Consider the following 19,291-nt stretch of genomic DNA (forward strand, 5'->3'; position numbering starts at 1 on the left):
CCATTACCGTCCACTTGGTGCACCATCGCAGCCCCACTCAGCGCGAGATCGAGGAAAGGGTTCTCAGACTGACCACAGCTAGGTCTCCGGGCCGGCGCAGTTGGGTGCAGCGAAAGGGTTTCAAGGGATACGTCCTCGAACCCTTTCATCGACCCCGCCACCGGGAGAGGATCACAGGCGCACTGACCTTCGACGATCAGAAGAGCAGCGCCAGCGCCGGGTCGGCCATGATGGTCGAGACGTCGGCCAGGAACTTCGAGCCCATCTCGCCGTCGACCAGGCGGTGGTCGAAGGTCAGCGAGACCGTGCAGACCGAGCGCGGTTCGATCCGCTCCTGATCGCCCTCGCCGACCACCCACGGCTTGCGCAGGATCGTTCCCAGACACATGATCGCGGCCTCGCCGTTGTTCATGATCGGGGTGCCGCCGTCCACGCCGAAGACGCCGACGTTGGTGATCGAGAACGTCCCTCCGGCAAGGTCGGACGGTTGGACGCGGCCCTCGCGGGCCAGGGCGACCATGTCGTTCAGGCCGCGGGTCAGCTCGAGCAGATTCAGCTGGTTGGCCCGCTTGATGTTGGGCACCACCAGGCCGCGCGGGGTTGCCGCGGCGATGCCGAGGTTCACGTCGGTGGGGATCACCATCTCGTCGGCGGCCGCGTCGTAGCGGGAGTTGATCTCGGGCACCCGCTCGATGGCCAGGCAGGCGGCCTTGGCGAAGATCACGAGCGGCGACACCTTCAGTCCGGTGAAGTCGCGGCGCCGGCGCAGAGTGTCGATCAGCTGCATGGTGGCGGTGACGTCCACCTCGACGAAGGCCGTGGCCTGCGGAACCGCAAGTGAGGCGGTCATCGACTGGAACATGGCCCGGCGGACCCCGCGCAGCGGGATCCGTTGCACAGCCGGGTTCTGCGGCGGACGTCCGGCTGCGGTGAGCACGTCGGCTGCCGTGATGGTGCCGTCCGGGCCGGTGCCGACCACGGTGCTCAGGTCGACACCGAGGTCGCGAGCCACCCGGCGGACCGGCGGCTTGGCACGGGGCACCTCGGTGCTGGTCGGAGCCGGAGCAGTGGGGGCAGTGGGGACAGGAGCCGGAGCGGACACCTGCGGGACGGCTGCCACAGCGGCGGCAGCTGCGTCCGGCACGGCCGCACCCGGCTGCCGGCGGGCCCGGCGGCTCACCGCGGCACCACGTGCGCCGTAGCCGACCAAGACCGCCCCCGAATCTTCGGTCTTGGCCGTGGCTACGGCGGACGGGCTCGCCGAGGCGTCCGCGAGGACGTCCGGCGCGGCCGGGGTCGTCGACCCCGGAGCTTCTTCGTCGGCACCGATCCGAATGATGGGAGTCCCCACCGGCACCACCTGGCCGGCCGGCGCCAGAATCTCCTGCACCACACCGGCGAACGGCGAGGGCAGCTCCACCAGCGACTTGGCCGTCTCGATCTCGAGCAGGACGTCGTTCACGGCGACCACATCGCCGACCGCGACCTTCCACTCCACGATCTCGGCCTCCACCAGGCCTTCGCCCGGGTCGGGCAGTCGGAACTCCATGGCTACGCCTTTCAGTGGGCCAAGCTCTGGTCGACCGCGTCGAGTACGCGATCGAGGTCGGGCAAGTAGCTGTGCTCGGTGCGGCTGGGCGGGTAGGGCAGGTCGTAACCGGTGACCCGCAACACCGGGGCCTGCAGTTCATAGAAGCACTCAGCCTGGATCCGGGCGGCCAGTTCGGCGCCCATTCCGAGCGTCCGGACGGCCTCGTGAACGACGACGGCCCGTCCGGTGCGGCGGACTGAGGCGAACACGGTGGCGTCGTCGATCGGCGACAGGCTGCGCAGGTCGATCACTTCGAGGCTGCGTCCCTCGGCTTCGGCGGCGGCAGCGGCGTCCAGGCAGGTGCGGACCATCGGTCCGTAGGTGAGCAGGGTGGCATCCGTCCCATGCCGGGCGATCCGGGCCTGGTAGAGCGAGTCGGGGGCCGCGGACGCGTCCAGATCGACCTCGCCCTTGTCGTGGTAGCGGCGCTTGGGCTCGAAGAAGATCACCGGATCGGGGTCGGCGATGGCCTGCTGGATCATCCAGTAGGCGTCGGACGGGTTGGCGCAGGTGACCACCTTCAGGCCCGGCGTGTGCGCGAAGTAGGCCTCCGGCGACTCCGAGTGATGCTCGATGGCGCCGATGCCGCCGCCGTAGGGGATCCGGACGACCATGGGCACCGACAGCCGTCCGTGGGAGCGGAAGTGCAGCCGCGACACCTGGGAGACGATCTGATCGAAGGCCGGGTAGACGAACCCGTCGAACTGGATCTCCACCACCGGCTTGTAGCCGCGCAGGGCCATTCCGACCGCGGTGCCGACGATGCCCGCCTCAGCCAGCGGCGTATCAACGACGCGAGTCGGGCCGAACTCGGCCTGCAGGCCTTCGGTGATCCGGAAGACCCCGCCCAGGCGTCCGATGTCCTCACCGGCCAGCAGCACCTTGGGGTCGCCGGCCAGCGCCCGGCGCAGCCCGGCGTTGAGCGCCTTGGCCATGGTCAGGGTGCTCATGCGTTCACCTCGAAGGACGCCTCGTAGGCCTGGAACTCCTGGCGTTGCCGCTGCAGGTGCTCGGGGGTGTCGGTGTAGACCAGATCGAAGCTGTCGGCCAGGTCGGGTTCGACCAGCTGGACGCAGCCGGTCCGCAGCCGCTCGGCCGCGATGGACGCCTCGGCGGCGACGCCGTCCAACCAGGCGTCGTCGATCAGGCCTCTGGCTAGCAGATACGTCCGCAACCGGTCGATCGGATCTTTGGCCTTCCACTCGTCCACCTCTGCGGCGTCCCGGTACTTCGTGGGGTCGTCGGAGGTGGTGTGGGCGCCGATCCGGTAGGTGAAGGCCTCGATCAGCACCGGTCCGGCGCCGCTGCGGGCCCGGGCCAGCGCCCACTCGGTGACCGCACGGACGGCCAGGACGTCGTTGCCGTCCACCCGGACGCCCGGGAAGCCGAAGCCGGCCGCCCGCCGATAGAGCGGGATCGGGGTCTGGACGGTGGTCGGCTCGCTGATCGCCCACTGGTTGTTCTGGCAGAAGAAGACCACCGGCGCCTGGGCCGCCGCGGCGAAGACGAAGGCCTCATTCACGTCGCCCTGGCTGGTGGCGCCGTCGCCGAAGTAGACCACCACGGCGCCGTTGTCGGCCGGTTCGGGGTTGCCCACGCGTCCATCGCGCTGGAGGGCCATGGCCATGCCGACCGCGTGCAGGGTCTGGGTGCCGATCACGAAGCTGGGCAGGTGCAGGTTGGCCGGGCCGGTGGGCCAGTCGACCATGGCCGTGCCGCGGAAGGTGCCGAGGAACTCCAGCGGATCGAGCCCGAGGGCCAAGTAGACCCCGAGTTCGCGGTAGGAGGGGACGATCAGGTCGTGGCGTCCGAAGGCGCGGGCTGAGCCGACCTGAGCCGCTTCTTGGCCCAGCGACTGCACCCACAGGCCGAGTTCACCCTTGCGCTGCAGCGCCGTGGCCTCGATGTCGATGGCTCGGGTGAGCAACATGGTGCGAAGGTCGTCGACCAGCTCCTGCTCACTGCCGGAGTAGTGAAAGTCCTGGTCAGCGACCAGTTCGCCGGACGGCGTGAGCAGCTGAACCAGATGATCGTCGGCTCTGGTGGCTAGCTCGGCGGCTACCGCTTCGGGCAAGGCAACTCCCATCGTGAGGCTCGCGACCTGGCCTAACCTACGGTTACGTAACCATAGGTGTCAATGACTGGACGCCCCCGATAGGTACCCATTGGTAGCCGGAAGCAATGCGCCTCCGGGCTCGTTGTGGCCGCGGTATCAGTGCGCTCGCCCAGCCCGAACCCGAGTTTGGCCCCGATCCTGCGGGGTTCGCCGGGCATTCCTGGCTCGAACCTGATTTCGGTCCCGATCCGGGGCCGCGGGAAGGCCGGATCGGGTACCAAACTCAGGTATCACCCGCGGCGGGTCCCGCCACCGCTCGAGATGGGGGCGGAAATCGGGTTCGAGCCCCGCCGCCGACTCGGCACGCGCTGTGCGGCTCATCTGGCTAACCAGTGCCCGGTGTGGGCGTAGCGGCGCGACCCAGTCCTGCCCGGCGGCATGGCCCTCGCGGTCGGCGAGCCGCGACCGGGTGGTCCCCAGACGTCAGCTCAGGCCAGGCCGGTGAGGACGGTGCCGAGGAGGACGATCCGGTCGAGGAGCGAGGCGAGCAGGACGTGCTCGCTGACCGCATGGGCGCCGCCGCCGCGGGGGCCGAAGCCGTCCAGGGTGGGGATGCCCAGGGAGCCGGTGGTGTTGGTATCGGCGGCGCCGGCAGCCGGACGTCCGGGCACCTCGAGGCCGGCTAGCTCACCGACCCGAGCCAGCAGCGCCTGATCGGCGGACGACGCCGCCCACGCCGGACGCGAGCTGAGCACCTCAAGCTCGATCACGGCCCCCGGACGCACCGGCGCCAGCCCGTCCAGGACGGCCATCACGTCCGCCTCGGCAGCAGCGCTGGCGAACCGGAAGCCGATCAGCGCCTCCGCGGCACCAGGCACGACATTGGTCCTACCGCCACCACTCACCCCGCCGACGTTCACCAGCACCTCGCCGGGCCGGGCCGCCGACACCCGGGCCACCTCGGTGCGCAGCACCAGCAGCTGATCGACCAGTTCTTCGATGGCCGACACCCCGCCGTCGGGATCCAGCGCGGCGTGCGACTCGCGCCCAACCACCTTCAACTTCACTCGGGTCGAACCGAGTCGGCCGACCTTCAGAGCACCATCCGGATGCGGCGACTCGAAGCCGAACACCGCCTGCACCCCGGCGGCCGCCTCCCGTACCAGCGCGGTCGCCGAACCAGAGCCGACCTCCTCGTCCGCGGCGATCAGCACCCGGATCGGCGGACGCGGCAAGTCCAGGGCAGCCAGCGCCCGAACGGCGGCCAGCATCACCACCAGGCCCGACTTCATGTCGTAGGCACCCGGCCCGCGCAGCACGCCGTCAGCAACTGAGAAGGGCACCGAGCCGACCAGCGTCCCGATCGGCCACACGGTGTCACTGTGGCCCAGCAGCAGCACCGGGGAGGTCTCTGACGAGGCGACGGAAGGAACGTCGACGATCAGATGGCTGCCCGCCGAGCTCGGCTCGATCCGGGCCTCGCCCAGCGTCGTCCAGGCCGCCGCAAGCAGCCCGGCAATCTCCGCGCTACTGGCCAGATCGTGGCTCGGGCTCTCCAGTTCGATCAGCGTGGTGAGCTCGGCGACCAGCGCCTGCTCGTCCAGCTGCTCGCGGATCCGATCCGCCACGCTCTGCGCCATCAAAGACCTCCTGTGTCTTACGTACCCTATCTTCTGACCACTCTCACTGTCTCTCCCTGCGAGAAGGCTCACACCGGCAAAGATACGAAACCTATAGTTCAACCATGAGCACTCACGGCGACCTGCACGTCGGCCCCCTTTCGGCCGCCGCAGATCTGACCAGCGCCTCGCAGCTGTACCGCGACGTCTTCGGCTACACCAAGCCCGAGGCCAGCCTGAACCCGCGGCTGCTGAAGGCGCTGGCCGCCAACGGCGGCTCCATGGTGGGCGCCTGGGACGCCACCGGCGCGCTCGTGGCCTTCGGCTACGGCTTCGTCGGCCACGCCGGCGGCGAAACCTACTTCTACTCTCAGGCCGTCGTGGTCGCGGACGGCCTGCAGGGCGCCGGGCTGGGCCGCCGGATCAAGAACGAGCAGCGGCGGCTGGCGCTGGCCGACGGACTGCACCGGATGCGCTGGGCCTACAACCCGGTGCTGTCCCGCAACGCGCACTTCAACCTGTCAGTCCTGGGTGCGGTCGGACGCTGGTTCGTCCCCGACTGCTACGGCGACGGCGAATCCCGAATGGTCGTCGATTGGGATCTCGACCAGGCCCGTCCCGCGCCCAGCCCGCAGCCCTGGGCCAGCTACACTGCGGACGACTGGAGCCGCGCCGACCGGCAGGGGGCCTTCGCGGCCGTCCCGGTGCCGGTGAACCGCGACCTCGTGACTCCGCAGGTGAACCAAGCCCTCGACGAGTCCTTCAGCGCCCTGCTGGCCGACGGCCTGGTCGCCGTGGCGTGCAACCGCCAAGACCACAAGACGTCGGTCTACCTGTTCGCGGAGGCCGACCGATGAGCCAGCCGAAACAGCACGTCCAGAACGCCAAACACGAGCAGAACCGGACGCTGCGCAGCCCCGGCGAGCGCTACCAGGCCCGGATGGAGTCCACCTCCTCGGCCACCCTGCAGGCCCGACTGATCGCCTCCGAACTGGAGAACCTCACTGAGGTCTTCGAGCGGCTGAGCACCGACGGCAGCCTGCGCCGAGCAGCCGCGCTGACCGTGGCCGCCCGCCGCCGGTTCGTGATCGGGGCCGGCAAGAGCCACGCCTACGCCAGCCTGCTGGCCAGTGACCTGTCCGCGGCGGTCGCTCAGGTCAGCCTGGTGGACGACTCCAGCCTGAGCACGCTCGACCTGCTCAGCGACGTCCGCGAATCCGACGTGCTGATCGCCTTCTCGTTCCGCCGGTACCGGCGCACCACGGTCGAGGTGGCCCAGCAGTTCGCCGCAGCCGGTGGAACCGTGATCGCCATCACCGACGACGCCTCGGCTCCGCTGGGCCGCTACGCCCACGAGGTGGTCGAGGTCGGCACCGACTCAGCCTCCTACGCTGACTCCCCGACCGCGGTTGCGGCCACGATTCACCTCCTGGCCACCCTGACCACGGCCAGCGCCAAGGGCGCCCGGCGCCGGTTCGCCGATCGGGACCGGATCTCGACGGCCTTGGGCATGTACCTGGACGAGAGCGAGACCGCCGAATGAGAGTCGTCGCTGCCGCGCTGCACACCGTCCGGCTGCCGTTGGTGCACGAGTTCCAGACCAGCTCGCACGCCAAGCGGCACCTGGATCACATCCTGGTGCAGCTCACCGACGAGTCCGGGGCGGTCGGCTGGGGCGAGATCGCGTCCGCCTCGCACCCGTTCTACGGATCCGAGACCGTCGAGACCGCCACCTTGATCGCGCAGCGCTACCTGCTGCCGGCGCTGGTCGGCAAAGAGTGGACGCATCCGTCCGAGGCGGCTCGGCTGTGGGCCAAGGTGCGCGGCAACGAGTTCGCCAAGGCCGGCGTCGACATGGCCTGCTGGACGCTGTTCGCCCAGGTCAGCGGGCAATCGCTGGCCTCGGCGCTGGGTGGCGTCCGCGATCGTGCGGCCACCGGAGTATCGCTGGGCATCGAGCCGACCATCGACGCGCTGGTCGAACAGGTCGGCGCCCAGATCGAGGCCGGCTACCGCCGAGTGAAGCTGAAGATCGCCCCGGGCTGGGACGTCGAGCCGGTCAAGGCCGTCCGGGCCACCTTCGGCGACCACGACCTGCACGTGGACGCCAACGGCGCCTACCCGGCCGACGACGCCTCGTTCGCCATCATGCGCGAGCTCGACCGCTACCGGCTGACCATGATCGAGCAGCCGTTCGCGCCCAGGAACTTTGTCGACCACGCCCGGCTCCAAGCCCAACTCGACACCGCGGTCTGCCTGGACGAGGCCGTCGAGACCCTGGACGATCTGGCCACCCTGATCGAGCTGCAGGCCGGACGGATCCTGAACATCAAGGTCTCCCGGATGGGCGGCCTGACCACGGCGGTGGCGGCCCACGACCGGGCCACCGCCGCCGGCATCAGAGTCTGGTGCGGCGGCATGCACGAGTTCGGCATCGGCCGCGCGGCCAACGTGGCGCTGTGCGCGCTGCCCGGCTTCGAGCTGCCCTCGGACGTCTCCGGTTCGGCCAAGTACTACGCCCGCGACGTCATCGTCCCGGTGGTGGAAACCACCGCCGACGGCTACGTCGTGATTCCCACCCAACCCGGCCTCGGGTTCGACGTCGACACCGAATGGGTCGCCGCCAACACCTTGGCCACCAGCCAGATAGAGGAATGAGCATGTCCGCCTGCATCATCGTCAGCCCGGTCGAGGCGTCCGCGGAAGCCGAACTGGCCGCCCGACTGCATGTGGTCGACTCCGACCAGCCCCAGGTGTCCGTCCTCGATCTGGGCGTGACCAGGGGTGATGGCATCTTCGAGGTGCTCGGTGTGATCAACGGCAAGCCGCAGGCCGTGGACGCCCACCTGCGCCGTCTGGGCGTCTCCGCGGCCATGCTCGACCTGCCGAAGCTCGACCTGGAGGCGATCCGGGCCGCGATCTACCAGGTGGTCGAGCTCGCCGAGAAGCACGACGAGTTCTCGGTGAAGGTGATCGTCACCCGCGGCATCGAAGGCTCCGGCGTGGCCACGGCGTGGGTGCTGGCCTTCAAGGCGCCGGACGACTTCGCCGCCGAGCGGGCCGAGGGAGTCAAGGTCGTCCTTCTCGATCGGGGCTACCCGCACGACATCGCGGCCCGGGCTCCGTGGTTGTTGGCCGGCGCCAAGACGCTGTCCTACGCGGTGAACAAGGCCGTCCTGCGTGAGGCGGCCCGCCGCGGCGCGGACGACGTGGTCTTCACCAGCTCGGACGGCTACCTGCTGGAGGGCCCCAGCGCCAGCCTGATCCTGAAGTTCGGCAACAAGATCTGGACGCCGGCCACGGCGCAGGGGATCCTGCCCGGCACCACCCAGGGCGCGGCCTTCGAGTACTTCGCCGATGCCGGCTTCGCCACTGCCCAGGTGCTGCTGCGCACCGAGCAGCTGTGGGACGCCGACGCCGCCTGGCTCACCTCGTCCGGACGGATGCTGGTGCCGATCTGCGAGGTCGATGGACGTCCGATCCCGGTCGATCACGCCCTCACCGAAGCCGGCAACGCCGCCCTGCTGGCCCGGACGAACTAGCCCTCAGGCGCGAGCCTCCCGCCAGGACGCCGGGTCCGCCAACTCGGTGTCCTGAGCTCAGCCCGTCCCGGGCCTCCATATGGGCTGGTCAGCGGCCTAACCGGCCCACCGGCCGGAGAAGAACAGCCAGGCCCACACTGCCTGCAGGGCCAGGGCCACCACGGCCAGCGCACCCAGCATGGCCGCGCGCCAGGGACGGGGCTTGGTGCGTCCGGCCAGCCCGCGGCCCAGGTCGATCCACAACGGGAACCACAGCAGCATCGCCCGCGGGACGCTCATGAACCAGTACGAGATTGAGAACGCGGCCACCTGGACGCCCACCCAGGCACCTTCGGCCCAGCGCCGCTTCGCCAGCGCGTAGATGGTGACCACCAGGCCGATCACCATGGCGACCAGCTCGACGCGGAACATCCACGACCACTCCGGGTAGTTGGCGTAGGAGCCGGGCGCGGCCGCGTCCAGGGTGTGCTGGAAGGACACCCACGGCCAGGTCAGCCCGCGAGCCCAGCCGGTGGCCTGGGCGTCGTACCAGGCCGTCCAGCTGCCGGTGAGCTGCCACAGGTAGCTGGCGTAGCCGACCACGACGGCCGTCGGCACCAGCAGCCAGGCCAGTCGTGGCCAGCGGCGTCCGCCCTGGTTCCAGGCCAGGACAGCCAGCGCGAGAATCAGGAAGACCCCGGAGACCCTCACCGAGGCGGCCACCGCGGCCAATGCCGCTGCCGGCCACCACTGCTTGGCCAGCGCCCGGTCCCAGGCCCAGAAGGCGGCCGCGCAGAACAGCGACTCGGTGTAGGGCACCACGGTGAAGATGGCCGTCGGGGCCAGCAGCCAGGCGATCGCGGCCGGAGGGCCGCCGAGCCGGTACAGCGCCCACGCGGCCAGCCCGGACGCCACCAGGGCCAGGAGCACGCCGCCCAGCCAGGCCGGCAGGCCGGTCAGCGAGACCAGCCGGAGCAGCAGCGGCCAGCCCGGGAAGAAGGCCACGTCGGTACCGATGTAGCCCTGTTCGGCGATCGCCAGGAAGTGGGACACATCCCAGTTGTCGAACATGTCCGGCAGCGCCCGACCCTCGACCACCGCCAGATAGAACGCAACCAGCAGGATCACCAGCCGGGTGCCCAGCCAGGTCTGGACGACCAGCCGAGCGCTCCCTGAGGTCACCGTCGCGCGAACGCACCGCGCAGGGACTGAGCCCAGGGTGCGTCCGGAGCGTTGTCGAAGACACCGCCGTCCGGCTCGTCCGCGCCATTGGCCCGGATCGGGTCATGTTCGGGAGCCACGATGTCGCGGATCACCCGGGCACTGATCCACAAGGTGACGCCGATCCGCAGCAGTACGGCCGCCCAGTACAGCCGGTCCTGCGGCGTCCCGGACGCCAGCACGCCACCCAGATGCGCCCAGATCGCCACCCAGTAGAGCGTCTCGGCGATCGAGTAGACCACCCACTCCAGCCACTTCGGACGAGCCAGCACCAGCAACGGCAGCAGCCACAGCACATACTGCGGCGAGTAGACCTTGTTCAGGACCAGGAACAGCGCGACGATCAGGAAGGCTCCCTGGGCGAGCCGCGCGCGACGCTCGCTGAGCAGCAGCAGGCCACAGATCAGGCTGGTGCCGAGCACCATCAGGGCACCCTCGGCCCAGGAGGCGTCGACCTCCCAGCCGGCCAACTTCAGCACGTACCAGATCGAGCCGAGATCCCCGCCACGCTCCGCGTTGAACTTCCAGAACTGCCACCAGCCGGCCGGCGTGGCCAGATAGACCGGCAGGTTCGCCAGCACCCAGGCGACCGCGGTCGCCCCGACGGTCTGGGAAACCTCGCGGTACTTCCCGGTGCGGGCGCCGAGCACCACCAGCGGGACGAGCAGCAGCACCGGGTAGAGCTTGGCGGCGATCCCCAACCCGAGCCAGATGCCGGTCCAGATCGGCTTGCCCTTCGCCCAGGAGAGCAGCGCCAGCGCGGTCAGGGCGATCACCAGCGCGTCCCAGTTGATCAGGCCGGCGGTCACGATCGCCGGGCTGACCGCGATCATCATGGCGTCCCACGGACGGCCCAGGCGCAGGTGGGTACGCACCAGCAGGACGAACAGGGCGAAGATCAGCACGGCCGTGGAGCCGAAGAAGATCAGAGTCGCCGTGGACACGTCCGCACTGGGCAGGCCGGGCTCACTGCGTCCGCCGAGCAGCACCACGAGCCGGCGACCGAGTTCCATGAAGTAGCCGGTCAGCACCGGGTACTCGACCTGGCTGTCCAGGTAGGGGATCTGGCCGTCCTTCAGCCCGCGCCAGTAATACAGGACGCTGATGTCGGAGTAGCACATGCTCGGCCACAGGTTGTTCGCGCCGGTGATGCAGGGCAGCTGCCGGATCATCAGCAGCAAGTAGTTCAGAGTGAGGACCAGATAGGTCCACGGCGCCGGACGAAGCCAGACCCCACCCGGCGCGGCGTGGCCCCCCAATGGACCGCCGAGCATGCGGTCGATGGTCGGCACCGGATTGCTCACCCAGCGATCCTACGGTCCTCAGCCACCGGATGCGCCTGGGTCCGTCTTTCCGCCGGCTCCGCCTGCTGTCGGGGTCGGCGTGGTCGGCGGCTTCGGAGGCGTCGGGGTGGTCGGCGGCGGGGTGGTCGGAGCCGTCGGCGTGGTCGGCGGCGTCGGCACGGTCGGGGTCGGCGTGGTCGGCGGCGCAGTCGGGGTGTTCGCCGAGGTGGACGTGTTCGCCGGCGTCGGCTTCTGGGTCGACACGCGTCCGGACGGATCGGCGAAGTCGACCTTCGGCTTGCCGTCCATGGCCTTCTGCATGTAGTCCAGCCAGGTCATGGCCGGCCACTTCGAACCGTAGATCTTGGCGCCCAGGCTCTCGGTGCCACTGTCGCCGCGGACGAAGTTGATCGCCGTGGTGATCTGCTTGGTGAAGCCCACGAACCAGATGGCCGGAGTGATCGGCTTGCCGTTGACCGTGTAGTACACGGTTCCGGTCTTGCCACCGACCGGGTAGCCGAGTGCGGCCGCCCGCGATCCGGTGCCGTCCTGGGCGACGTGCTCGAGGGCGTAGGTGACATCTCGGGCGATGTCCGCCTCGATCGCCTGGGTGCCGGAGGTGTCGGCCTCGAACAGGGTGCGGCCCTGCAGGTCGATCACCTTGGCCACAACGTGCGGGGCCCGGCGGACGCCTTCATTCGCGAAGGTGGAGTAGCCGGCGGCCTGATACAGCGGGCTGACCTCCGGGACGCCCAGAGTGGCCGTCGGCACCGCGTCCCAGCCTTCGGCGGTCGGCACGCCGGCATCATTGGCCGCCTGCAGGATCGACTCGTAGCCGCTGGTGAGCTTGGTGGCCAGGTCGACGAAGGCGGTGTTGATCGACTTGGTGGTGGCGGTGAGCAGGTTGACCCGTCCGTAGTTCGCGCCGCCGGCGTTGGTGATCGGCTTGGTGCTGCCGGGCAGCCGCAGCGTGTTACCGCTGACCGTGTCGGAGAGCGTCCAGCCGTCCCGAAGCGCGGCCACCAGCGTGTACGGCTTGAAGGTGGACCCGGTGCGGGTGGTGGTGGTGGCCCAGTTCCGGTTGTTCTTGACGTAGTCAGCCCCGCCATAGATGGCCAGGACCCCGCCCGTGGCGTTGTCGATCGAGGCCATCCCTGGGTGCAGCGAGCTGGCCTTCACGCCGGTACCCGCAGCCACCCACTTGATCCCCTTCTCGACCGAGGCCGTCATGGCGTCCTGAGCCTTGGCGTCGAAGGTGGTGACGATCTTCAGGCCACCGCCGGTGATCTGGTCATCGGTGAAGCCCTTGGCCAGCATCTCCTTCTCGACCATCTTGAGCAGATAGCCCTTGGTGCCGCCGAACTGGGAGCCGGCCTGGATCTCGGGGAACTTCGGCAGCGTGTAGTAGATCGCGTCGTGCTGGGACTGGGAGATCTTTCCCATGGTGAGCATGTTGTTCAGGATGTACTGGTAGCGCTCGAGCAGGTCGGCGGCCGCGTTGTCTCCGGTGGCCGGGTCGAGCCGTCCGGGCAGGTTCACGATGGCGGCCAACGCCACCGACTCACCCAGGTCGAGCTTGCTGGCGTTCTTCTTGAAGTAGGCCTGGGCCGCAGCCTGGATGCCATAGGCGCCGCGTCCGAAGTAGACGGTGTTGAGGTAGCGGCCGAGGATGTCTTCCTTGCTCAACTCGTTGCCGATCTTGGCGGCCAGCAGGATCTCCTTCGCCTTGCGGGTGAAGGTCTTCTCCTGGGTCAGGTACATCACCTTGATGTACTGCTGGGTGATCGTCGATCCGCCGCCGGTGGCCGTGGCGTCGGGCGGAGCGATACCGATCAGACCGAGGCTGGCCCGGAGCAGGCCGGTGGGCGAGATGCCGGGGTCGGTCCAGAAGTCCTTGTTCTCGCCGGCGACGATGGCGTCCTTCACGTACTGCGGCATCTGGTCGTAGGCGATCGACTGACGGTTCTGCACCTGGAAGGAGCCGATCTTCTGCTTGCCGTCGGCGTAGTAGACCGAGGTGGTGTTGGTCAGGAACTCGGCGTTCTCGTCCGGCACCTGGATGGTGACGTAGGCGTAGGCGATGCCACCCACCCCGATCAGGCCCAGGCCGAGCAGGCTGATCATCGTCCACATCAGGGCGCGCAGCCACGGATTGCGCTTGCGCTTACCCTTCCCCCGGCTCGGCCCGCTGCCAGTGGCGGCGCGGGTGGCGGAGTTGGCGCGTTTGGGATTAGCCATAGATGTCCTCAACGGTGGGCTGGCGGCGTGGCGGACGTCGGGTAACCCCGTCCCCGAGTAAGTACGAGCTGATCATTTGGTTCCAGCCGCACTCGGTGCAGACCTCGACCACTCGGACCTTGAACTCGCCGAACTGGTTCTCCATCTCGTCCAGCTCAGCGCTGGACTTGATGCGTCCGGAGTACTGGCCGAGTTGGTCACCGAACACATAGTTCAGGTTGACCAGGTGGGGTGCGGCGCAGATCGGGCAGGCGAGGTCGACAGCTTCGCCGTGATGACGCGCGGCCCGCAGCAGAAGCGGGTCGGCATCACACAGCTCTGAGCTGTCCAAAGAGCGTTGTGGACGCCGCGCGGCCGCCAGTCGATTGCGTCGCTGGAGCGCGTAGTCCACCACCTCTCGCCGTGACCACATGGCTTCAAGGGTAGTTGGCGGCCAGAAAGGGGTCGATTTCGCCCCGTCCGCCTGGACGTCGCGCGGCTCTCCACGTACTCTCCCGCGGCCTCTCACGCACCCTCCCGCGGGCCCCTCACACACCCTCCCGCGGGCCCCTCGCACGCCCTCCCGCGGGCCCTCACTCACCTTCCCGCGGGCCCTCACTCACCTTCCCGGCCGCCCTTCCTCTCCGTTCCCGCTACCGAACGCAACCCTTGCTGCCGAAATTCCGGTAGCGGGAGTTCCATTCGGTAGCGAACGCGGAGTGGGGGACGGGGGTGGGCGCGATCCGGGGACGACTCCGCCGGGCTTCGGCCGGGGACGACTCCACCCGTGGCGGCCGAGTTCGGGGCCTGCAGTCGGGCGTGTTGGTGTCCACCCGGCCGCAGATGCCACAATGGGCGCCGCACGGGGCATTAGCTCAGTTGGTAGAGCACCTGCTTTGCAAGCAGGGGGTCAGGGGTTCGAGTCCCCTATGCTCCACCCCGTCCCTGGCCACCGGGCGCGATGGACGCCCGGGCACGAGCCAGGTCCCCTCACCACCGACCGCGACCTCGCCGGCTCGAGGCAACCTGTCAGCCATTCCCGCTCTCCGACGGGACAATCCACGGCTCACACATCGCGTCGCCGAGAACTGGGCGCAACGCATCGATACCGGCTTGGCCGGCAGCACCGACGTCCACGCCGAGCGCATTGCTCCCGTCCCAGTCGCAGCTGACAAGGGCGAACTTGGATCCGTAGGTGACCAGCAGGCCTGGGTGTTGGCGGTTGGGCGAGCCCTCATAGGTGAGGACGGCTCCCACCAGCGAACGTCCCTCGGGAAGGTCGAAAGCGTAGGCGCTCGTCTTCAGCTCGAGCATTCCCAGAGATGACAGTGCCACGCGTTCCTGGCTGGTCGCCGGCCGGAGTCCGCCGGCTCCAGAGGGAGTCTCCACGGCTGAGCTGACCCGCGCGGACGAGCTCGGCTCGGGAGCAGTGGCGTCCGACTCCCAGGGCAAGAAGGAGCAGCCGGTAAGCGCAAGAGCCAGACCGGCGACGCCGAGCACCAGCAGCGTCCTCATGATCAGAAGCTACAACCGAACCGGCGCAGCCGAAGCGTCGGAAGGAAAAGAGCCAACCGGTCCTCACCGACCGGGCTCAGCCATGACCAGGGCCAGCTTCCCGCGCGTGTGACGCTGCTGCTGCCGCTCGATGGCCACCCGGTAGTCGGCCAATGGGAAGGTCTGCTCGACTGGAATCCGCAATCGTCCGGACGCCACCAGGCCCAGCAACTCCGGCAGAGCCTCGGGACGCGCGTCGCGGCCGTTGATCGCCACTGCACCCACCGGCGGGTCGTCGGCTTCGATGGTGACCACACGTCCGGGGGTAGCGCCCAACTCCAACGCGGCAGTCGCCGCCGTCACGCCGTACAGATCGGCGGCCGCCGTGATCCCGGACGGGGCCGCCCGGCGCACCTCGGAAACCAGCTCGGCGCCGTAGCGCACCGGCTCGGCCCCCAGTGACCGGATCACCTCGGCACTGTCGGGAGAGCCGCTGCCCAGCACCCGGGCTCCGGTGGCCACGGCCAACTGGGTGAGCACGGTGCCCACCCCACCCGCCGCTGAGCCGATCAGCACCGTGTCGTCCGGGCCCAGCCGCAGCCGGTCGGCGACGGCGCTGGCCGTCCGTCCGACGATGTCGATCACCCCGGCCACCAGGTCGGTCACCCCGGACGGCGTGGCCAGAACCCTGGGGTCGTCGGCGGCGGCCAGGAAGTAGTCGGCGGCCGCCCGGGCCCGGGCTCCCCCGAAGACCCGATCGCCGACCCGCCACCGGGTGACCTCCGCACCCACGGCGTCCACCACGCCGGCGAAGTCGTTGCCGTAGCCGGTCGGCGGTTGCACCCCGAAGTGGGCGGCCAGCGCCGGGGAGGCGAGGATCTGCCAGTCCACCGGGTTCAGCCCGGCCACCGCGACCCGTACTCGAATTTGCCCCGGCCCGGGCTCGGGGCGCTCGGACGTGACCAGGCTGAGCTGCTCAAGCCCGCCGAACTCCGCGAAGCGCAGTGCCCGGTTGATCGCATGCGGCATGTCGACGATCGTATCCACTCCGGACCAGCCGCTGGGAGTCCCCGCAGCCGGGATCCACCACACCTTGGGGCCCCGCCTCACCCCGATCCGGCGCGCTAGCGTTGGAGCATGGGACTACCGGACGGCTATCTGGCCAGCTTGAGCGACAACCTGGCGCCCTACGGCCTGGAGTACGGCCGCACAGACGAACTCCCGGGCGGGCTCACCGAACTGACGTTCACCACCGACCCGGAGGGCTTTGCCCGGCAGCACCCGCAACTCGGGGTCGAGTTCTCCTACGGCGAGTCCTGGCCGCCGCCGCAGCTGAGGTTGGTGCTCGACTTCGACCAGCGGCTCGACCCGCTGCGGATCGAGTTCGAGACCGTCGATCTGCTGGCTTGGACGGCATCGACGGACGCGGCGCTACGCAATCGACTGAACACGCTGGACGATCCGAGTGACCACGCGGCCGCCGTCGCCGAAGCCTTCGACCAGATCCTGACCGTCGCTGATCCGGACGACAACTACCTGGACTGACCGGCCTACTCGACGGGGTCGGTGCCGTCGGCCCAGCGCTGACGAGCCGGCAACTGCCGGTCCTGCCAGTAGCGGTAGGCGGCGTAGCCGGCCAGCGCCACCAAGACGGTGAATCTGAAGTACTTGGCCATGGCTCCAGCCTAGGTCAGCGGGACGTCTGAGTGACCGACGGCGACGGGGCGTCCTCGCCACCATCGGACGGGCTGAGCGATTCGTCCGTCGGCCCGGTCGTGACGGCCGGCATCGGAGCCTCGGTCGCGTCGCTGGTGACCAGGGTGGCGGTGGGCGAACTGGCCGGGAGCGACACACTCTTGTCGGTCGCCTGCGTGCGCACCGCCGTTCCGGACCGGGTCAGCCCGCCGACGCCCAGCTGCCGCGCCGTGGCCAGGGCGTCGCTGGCAAGGCCGGCCCGCAGTGCGGCCAAGCCCTGTGGATCGGCCACGGTGCCCTCAGCCGTCCGCGAGCCGAGCACAGGCCACAGCCCCACGTCGTCCAGATGCACCCGGGACTCGACCAGGATTCCCTCGATCGCGTCATTGCTGAGCCCGGAGTCGATGGTCAGGCAGCCACCCAAGGCACTGATCACGCGGTCGAAGCGCGGCAGGTTGAGCACTCCGCCGTCCGCCTCGGCCTGGATCATCGTCTGCCGGATCAGCTCCGCCGCCCGCTGCGATCGCTGCGGCGAGGAACTCGCCTCGGTGAGGTAGCTGGCCGCGGTGGCTCCGGTCAGCCGCCGGTCGGCGATCGCCAGGCCGTCCAGACCGTCCACCACTGCACCAAAGCCGTCGAGTTCGAGCTGCGCCTGATGATCCATCCGGGCACCGGTCAGCTGCTCGACCAGCTGGGTCGCTGGCAGCGGGCCGGACGCATAGGCATTGGCCAGCGTCTGACCGGACGGCCCGGCCACGAGATCGGCCGGAAGCGCGACCAAGGTCAGATCACGCCGAGAGCCGGAGAGGTTGGCGATCACCGCAGCCTGGAGCTGATCCCCGGAGTCCACGAAGATCAGAAAGTTCACCGCGGGGTTCTCGGCCACCTGGACCGGCGTCGGACGGCCGTCGTAGTCGGCCAGCCCGTCCACTCGACGCAGGCCGGTGGCCATGTCGCTGATCCGGTCCACATAGATCGACAGCAGCACCACCACCGCGACCGACAGCACCGACGCTCCGATGATCGCGGTCAGGGCAAGCCGATGGCCAAAGCCACTGCGGGCCCTGGGCTCGACGATCGGTTGCATGCCACCCCTTCGGTAATCACCATCAACCCTAGGGTCACCGGACAACCCGGACGTTTCCGCCGCTCGGCCGCGAGCCGTTTAGGCTGGCCGGGTGCCATCTGAGAACCAGCGTCAGGCCGACGCGCTACGCCGCGAGGAAATGGCCCGGGCCGCCCAGCGGCGCGAGGCGGCGGCAGCCCAGCTCCAACTGGACGAGTTCGTCACCGAGTTGCGCGCGGCCGGGATCGCGCCGCACCCGCTGCGGGCGACCCTGCTGAACGGCGTCCGGGTCCGCACCGGGCTGCTCGGCTGGTACCTCAACCGGGCCGAGACTCTGGCCGTCGACCAGGTCGGACGCTACTTCCAGCTGATCTGCCCGGGCTCGCCGCTGTCTCGGCTGACCGGCGTCCGGGTGTTCCCGGCCGAACCGACCCTGGTGATTGGCCGCGGCGGACGCGATGGCGAGACCGGTGATCTGTCGGAGTTCCTGGACCGGGCCCGACAGCGGTACAACCCGGCCAGCTAGGCCCACCGGACCCAGACATGGCACCAGGTGGCCACTGGATATCCGAGTGGCCACCTGGGCGAATGTGGGGCGGAGGTTCTTGCAGCCGCCGACTGCCGGATGGTTAGGGAAATCATAGCTTTTTGAGACCTCTCTCTTCGACAGCTGAGACGCCATCGTTGCTAAATCGTTAGCGCTCTGCGCAGAGTGCCAACAACGCCTCAGATCCGGACAACACCGGCGCCAACACCGTCCGACCAAGCTGCGGCCATGACGACGAGCTTCCCGACTCTGATCGCACTCAACCGCGAGTGGACACACCTCGATCTGACCAGCCCCGATACCGTGCGCTGCTGGGCTCAGACCGAGCCGGCGTTGGCCAGTTGCCGCGACCTCTCGGCCATCCTGGACGCGGCCCGGCAGCACCCTGATCCGGTCTTCGCCGCACTGCTGCGGCTGGGCGCCGACGGCAGCGGACTGGCGCGCCGGGTGATCCTGCAAGCGATGCTCGGGCTGATCGTTCGGCTGGCCAAAGGACGTCCGGAGGTCTTCGAGGAAGCCGTGGGTGAGGCGTGGCTGCTGATCGCGGAGTACCCGCTGGCCCGGCGACCGTCCTCGATCGTGGCGAACCTGGCCTGGGCGCTGCGCCGCTGGGTCGCCGAACGCAGCCTCCCGCCGCGAACCGGCCTCGCCGAGCTGCCCGACCCTGCCCTCGCCGAGGCGGAGCCCGATCCGGCCCGGACACTGGCCAGAGCCCGCGAGCTCGGCCTGATCGACCCGCTCACCCATCGCACGCTGAGTTCGGTCTATCTGGCCGGGAAGACCAGCGCACAGGCTGGCCGAGAGCTCGGGTTGAGCGCGGAGGCGGTCCGCTGGCGATGCAGCCGGGCACTGCGAAACCTCCATCGACAGGCGGCCTTACTGGCCGGTTGACCGGGTCCGAGCCGACCCGGAAAGGAGGTTCACGGCTCAAGCTCACTGGTCCCGACCGTCCTGCGGTGCGAGAATGGCCGACGCACGACG

At 69.3% G+C, this 19,291-nt stretch carries 19 protein-coding genes and 1 tRNA gene; 8 read left to right on the plus strand and 12 right to left on the minus strand.

The features are described from left to right. Positions 1-196 precede the first annotated feature (196 nt). The 4 genes from ATK74_RS13305 to ATK74_RS13320 form a co-directional block, all read right to left on the minus strand. A complete protein-coding gene (locus tag ATK74_RS13305; RefSeq protein WP_098461492.1) occupies positions 197-1,549 on the minus strand; it encodes a dihydrolipoamide acetyltransferase family protein in 1,353 nt (450 codons plus the stop codon). Positions 1,550-1,560: 11 nt separating this feature from the next. Next, complete coding sequence (locus ATK74_RS13310; RefSeq protein WP_098461493.1) at positions 1,561-2,541, minus strand: alpha-ketoacid dehydrogenase subunit beta; 981 nt, start codon at positions 2,539-2,541, stop codon at positions 1,561-1,563. Beyond that, positions 2,538-3,665, minus strand: coding sequence for a thiamine pyrophosphate-dependent enzyme (locus tag ATK74_RS13315; RefSeq protein ID WP_245840940.1), 1,128 nt, complete (start codon positions 3,663-3,665; stop codon positions 2,538-2,540). The genes ATK74_RS13310 and ATK74_RS13315 overlap by 4 nt, the downstream gene beginning before the upstream one ends. 470 nt (positions 3,666-4,135) lie before the next feature. Then, positions 4,136-5,287 carry a M20/M25/M40 family metallo-hydrolase gene (locus tag ATK74_RS13320; RefSeq protein WP_098461495.1) on the minus strand — a complete coding sequence of 384 codons (1,152 nt, stop codon included), beginning with the start codon at positions 5,285-5,287 and terminating at the stop codon, positions 4,136-4,138. Between the two features lie 104 nt (positions 5,288-5,391). Here ATK74_RS13320 and ATK74_RS13325 point away from each other — a divergent pair, with 104 nt between their 5' ends. From ATK74_RS13325 to ATK74_RS13340, 4 genes are read left to right on the plus strand one after another with little or no spacing between them, the layout of a single operon-like run. Continuing rightward, positions 5,392-6,123 carry a hypothetical protein gene (locus tag ATK74_RS13325; protein WP_098461496.1) on the plus strand — a complete coding sequence of 244 codons (732 nt, stop codon included), beginning with the start codon at positions 5,392-5,394 and terminating at the stop codon, positions 6,121-6,123. Next, positions 6,120-6,809: a MurR/RpiR family transcriptional regulator gene (locus ATK74_RS13330; protein ID WP_098461497.1), complete on the plus strand. Its 690-nt coding sequence runs from the start codon at positions 6,120-6,122 to the stop codon at positions 6,807-6,809. Before ATK74_RS13325 ends, ATK74_RS13330 begins: the two co-directional genes overlap by 4 nt. Next, positions 6,806-7,924, plus strand: a complete 1,119-nt coding sequence (gene menC, locus ATK74_RS13335; RefSeq protein ID WP_098461498.1) for an o-succinylbenzoate synthase — start codon at positions 6,806-6,808, stop codon at positions 7,922-7,924. Before ATK74_RS13330 ends, menC begins: the two co-directional genes overlap by 4 nt. A 2-nt stretch (positions 7,925-7,926) precedes the next feature. After that, positions 7,927-8,808 (plus strand): aminodeoxychorismate lyase, encoded by an 882-nt coding sequence (locus tag ATK74_RS13340; RefSeq protein WP_098461499.1) that lies wholly within the window; start codon positions 7,927-7,929, stop codon positions 8,806-8,808. A gap of 96 nt (positions 8,809-8,904) precedes the next feature. Here ATK74_RS13340 and ATK74_RS13345 read toward each other — a convergent pair whose 3' ends face one another. The 4 genes from ATK74_RS13345 to ATK74_RS13360 are packed head-to-tail and all read right to left on the minus strand — an operon-like array spanning position 8,905 to position 13,941. Beyond that, entirely contained in the window at positions 8,905-10,005 is a 1,101-nt protein-coding gene (locus ATK74_RS13345) for a glycosyltransferase family protein (protein WP_098461500.1), read from the minus strand. Then, positions 9,966-11,312 carry a glycosyltransferase family 87 protein gene (locus ATK74_RS13350; RefSeq protein WP_098461501.1) on the minus strand — a complete coding sequence of 449 codons (1,347 nt, stop codon included), beginning with the start codon at positions 11,310-11,312 and terminating at the stop codon, positions 9,966-9,968. The genes ATK74_RS13345 and ATK74_RS13350 overlap by 40 nt, the downstream gene beginning before the upstream one ends. 18 nt (positions 11,313-11,330) lie before the next feature. Further along, positions 11,331-13,529: a transglycosylase domain-containing protein gene (locus ATK74_RS13355; protein WP_098461502.1), complete on the minus strand. Its 2,199-nt coding sequence runs from the start codon at positions 13,527-13,529 to the stop codon at positions 11,331-11,333. Beyond that, entirely contained in the window at positions 13,522-13,941 is a 420-nt protein-coding gene (locus ATK74_RS13360) for a DUF5318 family protein (RefSeq protein WP_098461503.1), read from the minus strand. Before ATK74_RS13360 ends, ATK74_RS13355 begins: the two co-directional genes overlap by 8 nt. Before the next feature lie 431 nt (positions 13,942-14,372). On the opposite strand from ATK74_RS13360, the gene ATK74_RS13365 reads away from it, so the two are divergent. After that, positions 14,373-14,445, plus strand: a tRNA-Ala gene (locus tag ATK74_RS13365). 92 nt (positions 14,446-14,537) lie between these two features. Here the strand turns inward: ATK74_RS13365 and ATK74_RS13370 are convergent. Both ATK74_RS13370 and ATK74_RS13375 read right to left on the minus strand, forming a co-directional pair. Further along, positions 14,538-15,023 carry a hypothetical protein gene (locus ATK74_RS13370; protein WP_098461504.1) on the minus strand — a complete coding sequence of 162 codons (486 nt, stop codon included), beginning with the start codon at positions 15,021-15,023 and terminating at the stop codon, positions 14,538-14,540. Positions 15,024-15,086: 63 nt separating this feature from the next. Then, positions 15,087-16,031 (minus strand): NADP-dependent oxidoreductase, encoded by a 945-nt coding sequence (locus tag ATK74_RS13375; protein WP_098461505.1) that lies wholly within the window; start codon positions 16,029-16,031, stop codon positions 15,087-15,089. A gap of 108 nt (positions 16,032-16,139) precedes the next feature. On the opposite strand from ATK74_RS13375, the gene ATK74_RS13380 reads away from it, so the two are divergent. After that, entirely contained in the window at positions 16,140-16,547 is a 408-nt protein-coding gene (locus tag ATK74_RS13380; protein ID WP_098461506.1) for a hypothetical protein, read from the plus strand. Between the two features lie 5 nt (positions 16,548-16,552). Here the strand turns inward: ATK74_RS13380 and ATK74_RS15705 are convergent, their stop codons facing one another. Together ATK74_RS15705 and ATK74_RS13385 are read right to left on the minus strand one after the other, a co-directional pair. Continuing rightward, positions 16,553-16,678 carry a hypothetical protein gene (locus ATK74_RS15705; RefSeq protein WP_281255381.1) on the minus strand — a complete coding sequence of 42 codons (126 nt, stop codon included), beginning with the start codon at positions 16,676-16,678 and terminating at the stop codon, positions 16,553-16,555. Positions 16,679-16,692: 14 nt separating this feature from the next. Continuing rightward, the gene (locus ATK74_RS13385; protein WP_098461507.1) at positions 16,693-17,784 is read right to left on the minus strand and encodes an LCP family glycopolymer transferase; all 1,092 of its coding nucleotides are present in this window, start codon (positions 17,782-17,784) and stop codon (positions 16,693-16,695) included. 91 nt (positions 17,785-17,875) lie between these two features. Here ATK74_RS13385 and ATK74_RS13390 point away from each other — a divergent pair, with 91 nt between their 5' ends. Next, positions 17,876-18,289 (plus strand): hypothetical protein, encoded by a 414-nt coding sequence (locus ATK74_RS13390; protein ID WP_245840944.1) that lies wholly within the window; start codon positions 17,876-17,878, stop codon positions 18,287-18,289. 249 nt (positions 18,290-18,538) lie between these two features. Continuing rightward, positions 18,539-19,201, plus strand: a complete 663-nt coding sequence (locus tag ATK74_RS13395) for an RNA polymerase sigma factor (protein ID WP_098461509.1) — start codon at positions 18,539-18,541, stop codon at positions 19,199-19,201. Positions 19,202-19,291 lie beyond the last annotated feature (90 nt).

Origin of the sequence: Propionicimonas paludicola, assembly GCF_002563675.1 — a bacterium.
GTDB classification, from domain to species: Bacteria; Actinomycetota; Actinomycetes; order Propionibacteriales; family Propionibacteriaceae; genus Propionicimonas; species Propionicimonas paludicola.